At 36.4% G+C, this 14,703-nt stretch carries 11 protein-coding genes; 8 read left to right on the top strand and 3 right to left on the bottom strand.

Annotation, left to right across the window (positions count from 1 at the left end; translation table 11 throughout):
- The first annotated feature begins 8 nt into the window (after positions 1-8).
- The 7 genes from E7480_01030 (at position 9) to E7480_01000 (ending at position 10,924) form a co-directional block, all read left to right on the top strand.
- Positions 9-3,899 carry a hypothetical protein gene (locus tag E7480_01030; protein MBE6903177.1) on the top strand — a complete coding sequence of 1,297 codons (3,891 nt, stop codon included), beginning with the start codon at positions 9-11 and terminating at the stop codon, positions 3,897-3,899.
- A 119-nt stretch (positions 3,900-4,018) separates the two neighbouring features.
- A complete protein-coding gene (locus tag E7480_01025; protein ID MBE6903176.1) occupies positions 4,019-5,167 on the top strand; it encodes a hypothetical protein in 1,149 nt (382 codons plus the stop codon).
- A gap of 81 nt (positions 5,168-5,248) precedes the next feature.
- Positions 5,249-6,592 carry a hypothetical protein gene (locus E7480_01020; GenBank protein MBE6903175.1) on the top strand — a complete coding sequence of 448 codons (1,344 nt, stop codon included), beginning with the start codon at positions 5,249-5,251 and terminating at the stop codon, positions 6,590-6,592.
- 61 nt (positions 6,593-6,653) lie between these two features.
- Positions 6,654-8,114 (top strand): hypothetical protein, encoded by a 1,461-nt coding sequence (locus E7480_01015; protein ID MBE6903174.1) that lies wholly within the window; start codon positions 6,654-6,656, stop codon positions 8,112-8,114.
- 502 nt (positions 8,115-8,616) lie between these two features.
- Complete coding sequence (locus E7480_01010) at positions 8,617-9,087, top strand: DUF2975 domain-containing protein (protein ID MBE6903173.1); 471 nt, start codon at positions 8,617-8,619, stop codon at positions 9,085-9,087.
- Positions 9,088-9,101: 14 nt separating this feature from the next.
- Entirely contained in the window at positions 9,102-9,329 is a 228-nt protein-coding gene (locus tag E7480_01005) for a helix-turn-helix transcriptional regulator (protein ID MBE6903172.1), read from the top strand.
- Positions 9,326-10,924 (top strand): DUF4173 domain-containing protein, encoded by a 1,599-nt coding sequence (locus E7480_01000; GenBank protein ID MBE6903171.1) that lies wholly within the window; start codon positions 9,326-9,328, stop codon positions 10,922-10,924. Before E7480_01005 ends, E7480_01000 begins: the two co-directional genes overlap by 4 nt.
- A 299-nt stretch (positions 10,925-11,223) precedes the next feature.
- On the opposite strand, the gene E7480_00995 is transcribed toward E7480_01000, so the two are convergent.
- On the bottom strand, positions 11,224-12,060 hold the full coding sequence (locus E7480_00995) for an alpha/beta hydrolase (protein ID MBE6903170.1): 837 nt from the start codon (positions 12,058-12,060) through the stop codon (positions 11,224-11,226).
- Between the two features lie 321 nt (positions 12,061-12,381).
- Entirely contained in the window at positions 12,382-12,759 is a 378-nt protein-coding gene (locus E7480_00990; GenBank protein ID MBE6903169.1) for a DUF2752 domain-containing protein, read from the bottom strand.
- Positions 12,760-12,890: 131 nt separating this feature from the next.
- On the opposite strand from E7480_00990, the gene E7480_00985 reads away from it, so the two are divergent.
- Entirely contained in the window at positions 12,891-13,235 is a 345-nt protein-coding gene (locus E7480_00985) for a DUF4234 domain-containing protein (protein ID MBE6903168.1), read from the top strand.
- A 64-nt stretch (positions 13,236-13,299) separates the two neighbouring features.
- Here the strand turns inward: E7480_00985 and E7480_00980 are convergent, their stop codons facing one another.
- Positions 13,300-14,703 carry a YfcC family protein gene (locus E7480_00980; protein MBE6903167.1) on the bottom strand — a complete coding sequence of 468 codons (1,404 nt, stop codon included), beginning with the start codon at positions 14,701-14,703 and terminating at the stop codon, positions 13,300-13,302.

Below are 14,703 nucleotides of genomic sequence, written 5' to 3'. Positions count from 1 at the left end.
GAGAAAAAATGAAAAAAATTCTGGCATGCGCATTAACCCTTTCCCTTTTGGCAACTCTTTTTGTCGGTATCGTTCCGACAACAGCGTCAGCAGAAACTGCTTATGTTGATGCAACAGAGTACAAAGCGCTGTTTTATTATCCTAACTGGACTCCGGTCTATATGACTAATAATTCAGCAAGAAACGTTGCAAATGTTTCAACCCACGAGATAGTGGACTACTGGATGCGTACTCCTGCATTTGCAAACGGAGTAGAAGATCCCAATTATTATGCAGCTATGTATGTAAATGCAGGGGATCCCAACAGGCAAATACAGCCCGGTGGAACAACAGATATGGGATTTTGTTTCACTGCTCCTAAAACAGCTCTTTACAGAGTGGATTTTAAAGGTAAAAACCTTTATACAGATGGCAGTGACGGTATGATAGTTTATGTTGCTGACTCTAATATGCAGCAGATAGCTTCTGTTGATGTAACAGAAAAAGGCGCTTCACTTTCAAAGACAGTAGCTCTTAAAGCAGGCGAAGAAATCTATGTTATGGTAAACTGCAGATGGAATAATTCCTGCGACTTGTTAGGACTTGAAAAACTCAGTATTTTTGAGCAGGTTGAAGAAGTAGTTGTAGACGAGAGCCAATATGTAGAAAGCAACTCATATAAAGCTTTATGGGGCGCTGCTAATTACAGAGGCATTTATATTCCTCACGCTAATTATACAGTTTCTGGCGTAGCTGATTTGGAATACGGTGCAGATTATTATGCAAGAATCCCGGGCGGAGATGCTCATATGTATGTTAATGCAGGAGATACTAACAGATATTCTGCAACATCAGCATCAAACGATATCGGTTTTGAATTTACAGCTCCTGCTGAAGGAATTTATAAAGTAAAATATACAGGCTATTACAATGCATACAATCAGGGCGCTGACGGCTTTGTGTTCAAGGTTTTGAACAGCAACGCTGAAATGATAGGACAAAAAGCTTATACCGCATATCAGCAAACAGAAACATACGAAAAATATGTTGAGCTTAAAGCAGGCGAAAAGATTTATTTGGTATTTAACCAAAACGGACAGAACTGGTTTGACAGCTGTTGGATAACAGACCTTTCTGTTAACGAAATGGTAGAGGAAATAAATCTAAGCGCTGATGATTATAAAGAAGGAACTGTTTATACAGGTTTCTGGGGCAAGCCCAATTTCAAAGGCGTTTATATTCCTCATTCCAACTACACAGCTTCCGGCGTAGCTGATTTGGTGTTGAACGAATACTATCAAGCTTGTATTCCCGGTGGTGACGCTTTTACATATATAAACGAAGGCGATCCCACAAGATTTGCTCCCACATCAGCAACAAACGACATCGGCTTTGAATTTACAGCTCCCGCAAAGGCTTACTATAAAATAAACTACACAGGCTATTACAATGCAGATGCAAGCAATCCCAATCAAGCAGGTGCAGACGGCTTTATTTTCAAGGTTTTGAATAACAATGCTGAAGTAATAGGACAAAAAGCGTATACAGTTTATCTGCAAGCAGAAACATATGAAAAATATGTTCTTCTTGAAGAGGGCGAGAAAATTTACTTGCTCTTTAACCAAAACGCAAACAATTGGCATGACAGATGTGAGGTTGTAAATCTTTCTGTTACTGAAATGGTAGCAATTCCTCAGGTTACAGAAAAGGATGTTTACACCCTTACCAATGATTCTGCAAACTGCACACCTGTTTATGTACCCAACACTAATTACAATGTATCCGCAGCAGGAAACCTTGAGATGCGTCTTAACAATGGAATGATTTATTATTGGATTCCTACAGACGTAGCAACAGGTGATAACATTTACGGTAATACATATCTCAATGCAGGAGATGCTAACAGAATAGTAGCGCCTGCCGCTGATTATGATTTGGGAATTAAGTTTACAGCTCCTGAAACAAGTGATTACCGTTTTGACCTTACAGGCTACAATGCAACATATCCCAGCTCAGACGGTGTAACTCTTGTTCTTATGAACAGCAGCTCTGAGATTATAAAGAGATTTGATATTCTTACTACCGATCCTGTTACAACAGAAGAATATGTATCTCTTGAGCAGGGAGAAGACCTTTACATTCTCTTTAATAAGTACGGACATTATTATTCTGAGTACACAGTGCTTACAAACTTTACAATGACAAGCGTTGATGTTAAATATCCCGGACAAGATGAGGAAGCTCCCGAAGAGAAAGTTTCCGAAGTTCCCGGAGACGCAGACGGTGACGGAATTGTAAATGTTTTAGACGTTATCGTACTTCGCAATCATCTTTTAGGTAAAGCTCTTGTTAAATCAGAGTTGTTTGTAAATGTTGATAATAACTTTGATGATAAAATAACAATTCTTGATCTTCTTGATATTAAGAACTATATAGTTACAGGAACCCTTACTTCTTACTCTCATATGAAGCTGAATCCCAGTGCTGAAAGCACATTAGGACTTATGTATATTTCAAATGTTCTTAATATTGATACCAAGAATGCAGGAAAAGTAAGATTTAATATTACTAATACAGCAGGCGCAATAAATGCATATGTTAGCTTTATAACTGACAATGTTGATTATTATAACAATGCACTTGTTCGTTCTGTAACATTGGAAAACGGCACTAAAACCTATACTGTTGACCTTGCAGATTCTTATGGATTTGACGGCAATATTATCGGAATTAAAATAACAACTGATAACATCGCTTCCGGAAAGATTGTTCTCAACGAAATTAATTTCGTTAAAGGAAATACTTCTCCCATAGCTTTTACATTATCAGATAAAATTGTTGCAGCAACAAGAGATGAAATAAAGGCAACAACATCAAACGGAATTTCATTCTTCCCTGACGGACATATGAGCGTTATGAAAAATAGCGACGGTACTCTTACATTTATGAGCTCTTCACCTAAAAATAATGTTGAGTACGGTGCTATGGCTCCTATGACAGCTTATAAGGGAACTCTTGAAAACCCCATTGGAGAGCTTCTTTATGAAAACAAAGGATATGTTAACTCTCCTAACGGAACAGGCGAAGAACAGTATAACTATGGTTCAATAGGTAAGGTTTATAACTACGAGGGAACAAAGTGCTTTGCAACAGTACACCTTGAGCAGTACTTTGATGCAGAGGGCAACAGAACATCTGCTTTCGCTCCTGCATGTATGGTTTCTACTCTTGCTCTTGCATATTCACCTGATATGGGAGAAACATGGTACTTTGCAGGCGAGATAATCAGCCATGAGTGCGAATCAATCGATCCCTACTACGGAATTAAGCCTCACTCTGAATTCGGAACAGCATCCCGTGATATCGGAACAGGCGCATTTATAGTAAAAGACGGCGAAGTTTACGTTTACTTTACCGATTATGCTGAAGAGTACAAGATGTCTCTTGCAGTTGCAAAGGCTTCTTTAGAAGACGTTATCTACGCAGCTGAAAATGTTCGCGGCGGAAAGAACGAAGGTCTATTCACTAAGTTCTATAACGGAAGCTTCTCAGAGCCCGGCTTAGCAGGTAAGTCTTCATCAATAGTTGATGAAAGCTGTGCTGCAAACCACTTGAGCATCATTTACAATGAGTCTATCGACAAGTATATTCTTGCTCGTTGCTCATCACCTCTTTACAATACTAATGACGGCGATATCATAATGAATATCTCCGACGATCCCACAAACTTCTTTACAAGAAATTATACAATTGACGCATCTGTAAGAGGACAGCAATATCCTACACTTGTAGGTACAGGCGATAACCCCTCATTTGTTTGCGGCGATACAGTATATCTCTATTACATCGATGCTCCTTTCCATTCTACAAGCCTTTGGGATGAAGCAAATCTTGTTTACAGAGTTATAAATTTTGATTAATAAATAAAAGTATCGAAATAATGGCGCTTTGCCATTATTTCGATACTGAAATCAGATTGTTTTAATTATTACAAGCATTTTGCTTGCGATGATAAAATTTTTTGAAAGGATTTACTCTAATGAAAAAAGCACTAACTATCACTATCATTCTTGCATTGGCAATTTTAATGTTGCCTCTATCTGCCTTGGCAGTAAATGTTAATAACGGCGTTTATGTTCCTATGTGGACACCCGAATGGGTTAACGATGAAACAAGAGGTATGTGGCAAGGCTTCTATATCAAAGATGCTGACAATACTCTTAAAATCGACTTAGTTAAAAAATCCTCTGCTGAATGGGGAATTCCTGGAGTTCAATTTGGTGTTATCTGGGAAGGCGAAGTAAATGCTTGTGCTCCTGCTGACGAAGCTGACGTTGGATATATGTTTACCGCTGTTGAAGGCGGTAAGGTTGAATTTACCGTTAAATGTCTTCTTGAGGTTCCCGGCTGTACAGATGTTGAATTTGCAATTTATAAAGGCAACTTCTCAAATAAAATCTGGCCTCAGGATAGCGCAGTTCACACAATGACATCAGGTCAGGATGTAAATGTTAACTTTGCTATTGATCTTAAAAAGGATGAAAAAGTATTCTTCCGTTTCCACTCTCCTGTTGAAGTAGCAGACAGCCCTCTTGTTCGTTTTAGAGAATTCCGTGCAGTTTGGAGAAGCGTTGATGGCGGCGGAGTTACATCTCCCGACGTTTCTATAGATGTAGATACTCCTTCAACTCCCAACAACGATACTACTCCTTCAACTCCCAACAACGATACAACAAGCTCAACTCCTTCCGGCGAAGGCGATATAATCATTGATACAGATAACAGCTTCTATTTAACACCTAAATATCAGGATGTTAAAGTTGATGAAGAATCTAATACTATAACTCTTGAAAAGAAGCTTACTTATAAAGATTTTATGGAGAGCTTCGTAATTAAATCAGGCTATACAATAACAGTTAAAGACAGCGAAACAACAAAAGAAGTAACTGATAACGATACAGTTATTACTGATAAAATGCTGGTAACAGTATTTAATTCAGGTACACCTATCAACTCTATGAAGATAGTTACAAAGTATGCTGCAGACGCTGGAACAAGCAACGACGCAGGCTCATCTTCAAATGCTCTTGTTATCGTTCTTATAGTTGTTTTAGCAGTTGTAGTTCTTGCATTAGCGGCAGTTCTTGTTTATTTTCTTGTTATTAAAAAGAAAAACAACGTAGAATAATTAATATTATATGTCGAGAAAGTGTAATTTTACGCTTTCTCGACAAAGCATAATTAAAATTAATTGCAAAGGAGAATTTTTATGAAAAAGATATTTGCTCTTACCCTTGCTATCTTAATGATATTTGCTTTAATGGTTCCCGCATTTGCGGCTGAGCTTAGTGATGCAAAGGTTTATACAGCATATGTAAATCCTCCTCAGGCTCCCGAATGGTCAACTGTATATATAACCAACAGCGATTATGCACTTAACAATATCGCTGCAGCACCGATGGGTACAGACTATTATGCAAGAATTCCCGGAGCTACAGGCGAAGATGCTTATGCAAACCTTTATTTCCATCCAGGTCAAAATAAAATAGTAGGAACAGGTTCAACAGCAGATATAGGCTTTAAGTTTACAGCTCCTGTAGAAGCTTCCTATAAAATAGACCTTGCAGGTGCTGTGCCTACTTATGTTGGTGACGCTTCTTCTGACGGTGTAATTTTAAAGGTTTTCGATAAGGATTTAACACTTATAACAGAGATTAGCTTTACTAAGGAAACAGATAGCTTTACAAAAGTTGTTGAATTAGCTAAAGACGAAAATGTTTATTTCTTCTTTAACAAAAACGGCACTACTTATAGTGACTATCTTGTTATGGAAAAATTAGATATGATTCTTCAGGCGGCTGCTCTTGATCAGGCTGAATTCCCTGCACCCGACCTTAGCAATTTACAGGCAGAAAAAGGACAGAAATTTGATCAGTTCTTCAATATTGCTGATGATGCAACAGCAGTAGCTCTTTGGAAGCCCTTCTATGTAGGACCTACCAACAATATATTACCTCTTGAAAAACACGCAACTGATTTGAGATACGTTCTTCCTTCAGCAGTAGCAACAGGCGACAATGCTTGGGCAACTATCTGGGAAGGTATAGGAAATATAGTAATGCCTACTTACGATATTATGATAGGTGATTATTTTGTAGCTCCTTCAAAAGGAACAGTTAAAGTAGTTGCTAATTTAAAGTATCCTACAGACTATCGTGCAACAAGCAATCCTATTGTTGATTCAGCAGATGGTATAAATGTTACTGTTTATAAAAATGCTATTTCCGATGAAAACGTTCTTATCGAAAAAACACTTGTAGATTACGATAATTCAGGAGTAAACGGAAAAATATTATCCGCTGAAAACGTCAGTGTTGAAAAGGGCGACGTAATCATATTTGTATATGATAAAAACAATACAATTTGGAATGACTCAACCCAAGTTTTAGAAAAATACGTTGAGTATACAGATGTAGAGACAACCGGTGGTTCAACAACAACTAAGCCTGAAAAAGTACCGGAGACCTCTGACAATATGTTTGTATACGTTGCACTTATTGTTATGACAGCATTATCAGCAGTTGTAATTTTAAGAAAAAAGGCAACAAAATAATTTAATTTAATCAAATCGGGTAGCCGAAAGGTTACCCGATTCTTTTAAAACAGGTGAAACTATGATAAAAGCATTTGTAAAATTCGATACTGAAAATACAGAGCTTAAAGAATTATTTGAGCTTGCAGAAAAAACAGCAAAAGAAAATATAGTTGATTTCGGCGGTAGAAAAGTACTTGTCGAGGGCGGCGGATATCCTAATATATGGACTGAAACACAGCCGATGGGCGGAGAAATGTATGCAAAGAGAGATCCTGAAATAGCTCTTAATAATCAGCTTTTTTTCTTTGATTATCAAAGGGAAGACGGAAGAATTCCCGGAATGATAGTGTATAAAGACGGTGAATTTGACCCTTGGTTTTCTCATTATCAAGGCTTTTATCTTGCACATCACGCCCTGAATATGTACTATCTTTCAGAAAAAAGAAAGGATTATCTTGAATATATTTATCAGGGAATAGAGCGCTTTGATAAGCATTTGTGGGCTACCCGCGACTCTGACAATGACGGCTGTCTTGAAACCTGGTGCGTATGGGATACAGGTGAGGACGGTTGCTCAAGATTTGAAGATGCGACGGATGCTTGGAAAAGCGAAAAAGCCCCCGAAGGCTTTAAAAGAGTGCCCTTTGAGTCAATGGATTTTATGGGCTTTTCCTATGAATGCAGACAGACTTTAAGTGAAATATCACATCTTCTCAATAACGGAAAAGAAGCTTTCTGGGCAACACAGGCGAAAAAAGTCAAGGACAAAATGAGAGATTATTTGTGGTGGAAAGAAAAAGGCGCCTTTTATGACAGAGATAATTCAAATAAATTTATGGATGTTCTGTATCAAGGCAATATAAAGGTAATGTATAACGGGTGCTTTTATCCCGATATGGCAGATGAATTTATAGAAAGGCATCTCCTTAATCCCGATGAATTCTGGACCCCCATTCCTTTAGTATCTATAGCAAGAAATAATCCATATTATAACGGCGCAGACTTTAATAACTGGAGCGGTCAGCCCCAGTCTTTGACATATCAGCGTTCAATCAGAGCTCTTGAAAATTACGGAAGATATAACGAAATAACAAGACTTGCACAGATTTTCCTTAAAACAGTTGCTAAAAATAAAGTGTTTACGCAACAGTTTGACCCTTATACAGGAGTATCCTCTCTCGGCGAAGGAAAAGGGGATTACGGCCCTTGTATACTTGCGGTGCTTGAATTTATTTCAAGGCTTTACGGAGTTCATCTTTACAGAGATGAAATATATTTCGGTTGCTTTGACAGCGGCTTTGAAAGCACTTATACACAGTTTTTCAAGGATAGCGAATATACAGTCAATATAGGTAAGAAAAGCGCAAAAGGCTATATTGACGGCAAGGAAATATTCGAGGTCTCTTTGGGAACAAGAGTATTTACCGATACCAAAGGTAATGTAAAAAGAATAGCAAATACATCACAAGAAAGAAAAATAGTTCGTTTTAATAATCAGGAAAAAGAGCTTGATAAAAACCAAGTGTGGACAATAATGTAAAGAAAAGCAGACGAAAATTAGCGTGTTATCCTTAACGGAGAACACGCTAAAACTAAGTTTGCCCTTTGGGCAAGTGAAGCTATCTACGATAGTGAAGTTCACTTTATGAGTGAAGTTTCGCCTGACGGCGAAGTTATGGGCAAACTTAACTTCACTTGTGTATTGCACAAACTTCACTGCACAGCAACTTCACTTTCGCAATAGCGAAAACTTCACGAATAAAAAAAGAGAGAGCTTGGCAAACAACTGCCTTGTTCTCTCTTTCTGTTTGTATAAGAGCTTTGGCTTAGTCCATAATGCGTTTGTCCGGACAAATGTGATAATTGCACTTAGTGAATTTTTCAAATTTTCCGCTAAAAATATCGCCAGTTTCCGCCTGCTTTTTTTGTTTCTTACATAAATTTATCGTTTTTCAATAAATTTATATTGACAAACAACATAATGTGGTGTATTATAGAAATACAATATTGAAAATATTACCACATTTATCGGAGGTTTTGTTATGCTTAAAATACCCAGTAAGCTTTCAATTTTACTTTCTCTTGTAATTTCCGTTACATTTTTTATTGTTTGTATCGGAGGTGCATTTTTTATGCCGCCTTTGGTTGAAAATTTAATAAATGCACGGGAATATATAGGTAACAATTTAGATTTTACAATAAACCAAGCTTTTACACTAACCTTGGCATATATAATTCTTGCTGTTGCTATGCTTGCTGATGTTCTTTTGTTTTTTCTTTTATTGCGGGTACGTGCAAATAAAATTTTTACTTATCAGAGCGTATCGCTTATCAGAGGCGTATCCTGGTGTTGCTTTTTAATAAGCGCAGTTTTTGGTATATTGGGAATATATTTTTATATATCATTTATCGTTTTCTTTGTAGGAGTATTTTTAGGTCTGTGCTTACGAATTGTAAAGAACGTTATTGAAGAAGCAACACAAATTAAAGAAGAAAATGATTTTACTGTCTGAACGGAGATAAATTTATGATAATAATAAATCTTGATGTAGTTATGGCAAAACGGAAAATGTCATTAAACGAGCTTTCCGAAAAAGTGGGAATTACTCTTGCCAATCTATCAATACTTAAAAACAATAAAGCAAAGGCAATACGCTTCTCAACCTTAGATGCAATTTGTCAGGTGCTTGAATGTAAAGTAGAGGATATAATAGAGTTTATTCCTTCGGAAAAAGAAAGGAGTATAGAAAAATGAGTGATATGTTAACTAATCAAAATGACAGTTCTGAAAATGAGTACACCTTTACAAACGAGGAAGCTAAGGTGGAGTGTAAGAAGGAGTCTCGTACATTTTGTGCATCAGAGAGCTTTTTTGCTTGGGTTAGCTTAATTGCAGGATATCTTTTCTGCCGTGTGTTTCCCGTAACAATTAACCCTATGGGCGGTTTTATATTTACCTTTTTAATGTTTGCAGTAACAATAGTTGTTTTAAAAATAAAAAAGGTAAAAATAGGTGTATTGCCGTTACTGTCAGCTTTATCAGCTCTTATAATTTCCTTGAGTCTGATATTCAGCGGGAATGAGTTTTTGAACTTTTTTGCTTATCTATACGCTATAACAATATATTGTTATTTCATTTATTCTGCTACGGGAAATGTTATAAAAAGAGGCTTCTCGAATTTAATTTTAGCTGATTTTTTAAAAGCTTTATTTATATTACCATTCAGCTCAATTCATCAGCTGTTCAGAGTAGTTTTAACAAAAAAAGCCGGCAGAAAATTTTCGTTGAAATTGATTGCGGGTATTATAATTGCAATAATTCCTACAGCATTTGTTGTACTTTTGCTGTCATATGATAAGAGCTTTTTCAATTTGTGGACATCTATTTTTGATTTTAGCTTTACAGAAATTTTTTCTCATATTTTCAGTGCCTTGTTCGGAATTCCTATAGGAATGTATATTTTTGGACTGTTTATTTCTTCTGTTGATAATAAATGTCAAGAAATTTTAAATGTACAAAGCTGTGAAAAAGTGTCGCAGGAGTTTAAAATAGCACCGGCTGTAACAGCTTTGGCTGCGACGATACCTATACTTTTTGTGTATGTAATTTTTTTCATTTCACAATGGCAATATTATATTTCAGGCTTTACGGGAATTTTGCCAAAGGGCTTTAGCTATTCTCAGTATGCCAGAGAAGGCTTTTTCCAGCTTTGCGCAGTATCTGTAATTAATCTTATAATAATTATCGCTGTTATGGTATTTATGAAACGTAAGACAAAGCTTTCAAGGATAGCTCTTAAAATACTTTCTATAACATATTCGGTTTTCACTCTTATACTTATAAGTACAGCTGTTGCAAAGATGGTTATGTATATTGACTGCTACGGTCTTACTCAAAAAAGAATATATGCCACCTGGTTTATGTTGGTAATAGCTGTAATATTTATATTTATTTTAATTAAGCAAATTATATCTAAATTCAGAGTAATAGCGACATCGTTTTGTGCTTGTGTAGTGCTTTTTGCGGCACTGTCGTTGTCAAATGTAGATGTAATTATAGCTAAATATAATGTAAATAGATATATTACAGGTACTCTTCAAAATGCAGACATATACGCAATAAGTGAGCTTGGAGATGCGGCAGTTCCGGAGCTTATACGCTTGGCAGAGGCGCTTGAGGAGAAAAATGCTAAAAATAAAATTACAAAAGCAGAAAGAGAAACTTATTCTCAGTTAACTGACGAATTGAATAATATATCAAAACGTTTCAAGAAAGATGATAAGGGCGTTTTTTCTGTTACAGTACCGTATCTGAAAGCTAAAGACGCCATTGAAAAATGGGAAAAATAAATAATCTAAAAAGAGGATGTAAAAAACTTTCGTTTTTTACGTCCTCTTTTGGTTAGGGGATAGGAAAAAAGGTGCAGAATCTGTCAATTTCGCACCGACAAATTTTTGTCGGTGGTTACCCGACGGTGTACAGAGGTACTCCGAGGGCGAAATTGGCAGATAGCATAAAACGTATATTCATTTAAAAAATTATTTGAAAGATGTTTTTCTGTTAACTTTTGCTCTTTTTTCAAAAGATGACAGTATATAATCCTTTTATTTACTTGTTTTATGCGCTCTGTGCTTTTTTTACATCCCCTTTATGGCTGAGGGGCAAAATAGTGCTCTGTTGCATATAGGTACTGTTTTTCAAATTCGCTGATTGCTTGTTTGCTTATTTTTCTGAAAGGGGTAAACATATCAAAGGAATGAAATTTAGTGGGATATACATCAACACAAGCTTTAATTCCGGCATTGTTAAGATTTTTTATATAATTCAATGTTTCGCTGTAAAAAATCTCTTTATCGCCCACAAAGGTATAAGCAGGGGGTAAGTTTGAGTAATCGGTCTGACGGGCTGCGGCGGCATATGGGGGGACTTTTTTGCCGTAAAGCTTGCCCAAATATATTTTCCAACCTAAATGAATTGTTTTTGTATTTAAAATAAAGTTATGATTATCTATTGAAGAATTAGTATAGCGGTCGTCCATCATAGGATAAAGAGGCATCTGAAAGGCAATATTTATTTCTCCTTTGTCTCGGGCATACATACAAAGTGCGGCTGTAAGTCCGCCGCCTGCACTTTCGCCGCCTATCATAAGCTGACTGCTGTTAACACCTAATTGGTCGCTATGCTCTTTGAGATAACGAAGAGCCGTATAGCAATCTTCAAGGGCGGCAGGGTATGGAGCTTCTTTGGAAAGACGGTACTCGGGAGTGATTACCACAGCGCCGTATTTTTTAACTAAATCAATGGCACGGGATATATAAATCATTTCCGCCATACCTGTTATATATCCGCCTCCGTGAATCCATAAAATCCCCGTTGCTTTGTTTTTTGGTTTTGTGTTTACAGTAGGGCGGATAATAAGTATTTTCATATCTTTATTTGCTGATTTTATAAGCTTTTTTTCAACGTAAAATTTTCTTTTAGTCATAATTTCACCTTGTTATTAGATTTCTCAATAAAAAGGCTTTTATATGAAGAAAAAAATGCCGTTAAAAAAGGGTGCTTATCATTTACAACAGAAAGAAAAATGAGTGATATTCTGTGCTAACGCACAGAGTGATATTTTCACTTCGTGAAAGCGATATTACTCCCTCTGGTCGTAGTGATATTTTATTCGCCATAAAACTCGGCGTAGCCGAATATCACTATGCAAAAGCATAATATAACTGCGAAGCAATATAACTTGCCTTTAGGCGAATAAAACTGCGAGACTTCCTTATGAGAAGTCTCGCAAAACAACGGCATTTTTTTAAATAAAATTTCTCACAATTCCCCAAATGAAAAAAGCTGCAAGCATCAGGCAATCAAAAAGCTTGGAGGGGGAATGGTATGAAAAACGCTTATTTTTTATATAGTTTATTACGGAAAAAATATAAACCCATACTATATAGAAAAATTCAAAAAAGAAAAACGCATTGTAAGAAAAAGCTTTGGGAAAATCAAAGCTTAAAAGTGCTATTGCCGCCCTTGTGTTTCCGCAGCCGGGACAGTAAAGCCCCGTAAGCTTATAAAAAACGCAGGGAAAGGATATTACATATTTAGCTGTTAAAGTAAGAATAATTGCAATTAAAATAACAATCAAAGTAAACAATATTGCCTTTTTTCGTCGACGCTTTATATCCTGCATAGCTTTCAATACTTTCTGAAATTTTTATATATGTATTTTAATATAAATTAAAATAAAAATCAATACAATAAAAATATTGACATTTTATGTAAAATGATGTTATAATAAGTAAAAAAAGGAGGCTTTTTAGTATGAACATTAAATCACGTAACATTGTAACAGCAATCATTCTTACAGTCATCACTTGCGGAATCTATGGCATTTATTGGACAGTATGCCTTGCTCGTGAAGCAGTATCCGTTAAAGATCCTGCAGATAGCGGTATTCTTGAAATAGTTCTTATGCTTTTTATTTCTCCTGTAGGCTTCTTCCTTGCAGAGCAGAAATTTGCTGCAGGCTGTGCTGCAAAGGGAATTGAACATAAAGATAACTCAATTCTTTATCTTATCCTTGGCTTTGTAGGTCTTGGAATTGTTAACTTCTGCCTTATGCAGAATGACCTTAACAAAATTGCAGGCGCTAATTCTGTTCAATAATTATTTTGCAATAAAGATGCTGAAAGCCGATAGGTCAATGACCTATCGGCTTTTGTGTTGTATTTTAATATCCAATAACAATACCGAGCAGTAAAATAAGGCTTGTTAGAAGAAGATTAGTTAGCTGAAATTTCCAGCTGAATTTAAACCATTTGCTGTAGCCTACATCGGCTAAGCCCAAGCTTATAAGCAAGGCGGGATTTGTGGGGTAAAGCATATTTGAAAAACCGTCGCCAAAGGCAAAAGCTACGATGCAAAGCTGTGGGGATATGCCGAAAATTTGCGCCATAGGAATAATTAAAGGGATAAGCATAAATGCTTTAGCCGAGCCCGACGGAATAAAGAAATTCATAACAAGAACAATTAAGTAAATAAATAAAATTACTGCAAAGTTTGGCATATTTTGAGCAACGCTGATAGCGCCGTGAAGAATGGAGTCCAACACTTTTGCTTCTTCTAAAGTGAATTTAATGGAAGAAGCCATCAAAATCATAATAACAGCGGGGAAGATGCTCACAATACCGTTTAAAAAGATAGAAAAAAGAGTTTTTACAGTCATACCCGAAACAAGAGTGGAAGCTAATCCTGCCGCTAAAAACATAACAGCTACAATAATCATAGTGTAGTCCTGAAGGGTTTTAATAAAGCCGGAGCAGAGAATAACGGCAATACCTGTACCGAGAATTACAACAAAGCAGATAACACCACGCTCTGTTTTGATATTTGGAACAAAGCTTCCTTTAATTGAAATTTCATTTAAAGGCTTTGCGATTTTTTTAGAATAAAGGAAAAGAAAGAAAAATAACAGCAAATAAATCAACAGGAAGGATAAAATTCGCATCCATGCGCCCGAAAACATAGGAAGTCCTGCAAGCTGTTGTGCCACACCGACTGTAAAAGGATTACAAATGCCCGAAGCAAAACCGCAACCAACAGCAAGTAAGCTCATACCTACACCTGTCAAAGCATCCCATCCAAGATTGATTGATAGAGCTACCACGATGGGAACTAACGGAACACACTCTTCAAAAGAGCCAATCATAGCACCTAATGCCATAAAAAACAGAAGAATAACAGCCATAAGGCGATAACGGACTTTGCCAAATCTACAAACTATTTTATCGAGCATATATTTTATAATGCCGGATTTATCTAAGCTGTTAAATACACCGCCGATAACTAATAAGAAAATAATGACAGCAATTAAAGTTGAGTTGCCGGAAGCACCTAATACTAAAATAGGGGAAAGAAGCCATTTCCAGAAGGAAATACCGCCTTCTATGTAAGAAAAGCTTCCGTTAGTATCAATAATAAGATTTCCGTTGCTGTCAGTAATTCTTTGATATTCTCCGCCCGGTACTATAAACGTAAGAATATAGGTTGCTACCATAAGAATAAAAATTACAACTATAGCAGTAATAAAGGATTTAATGCTTATATTAAGTCCTTTTTCTTTTTGACTACTCAT

The organism is Oscillospiraceae bacterium, from assembly GCA_015067255.1.
In the GTDB taxonomy this organism is placed as follows: domain Bacteria; phylum Bacillota; class Clostridia; order Oscillospirales; family SIG519; genus SIG519.
This window is presented reverse-complemented; position numbering and strand designations above follow the sequence as displayed.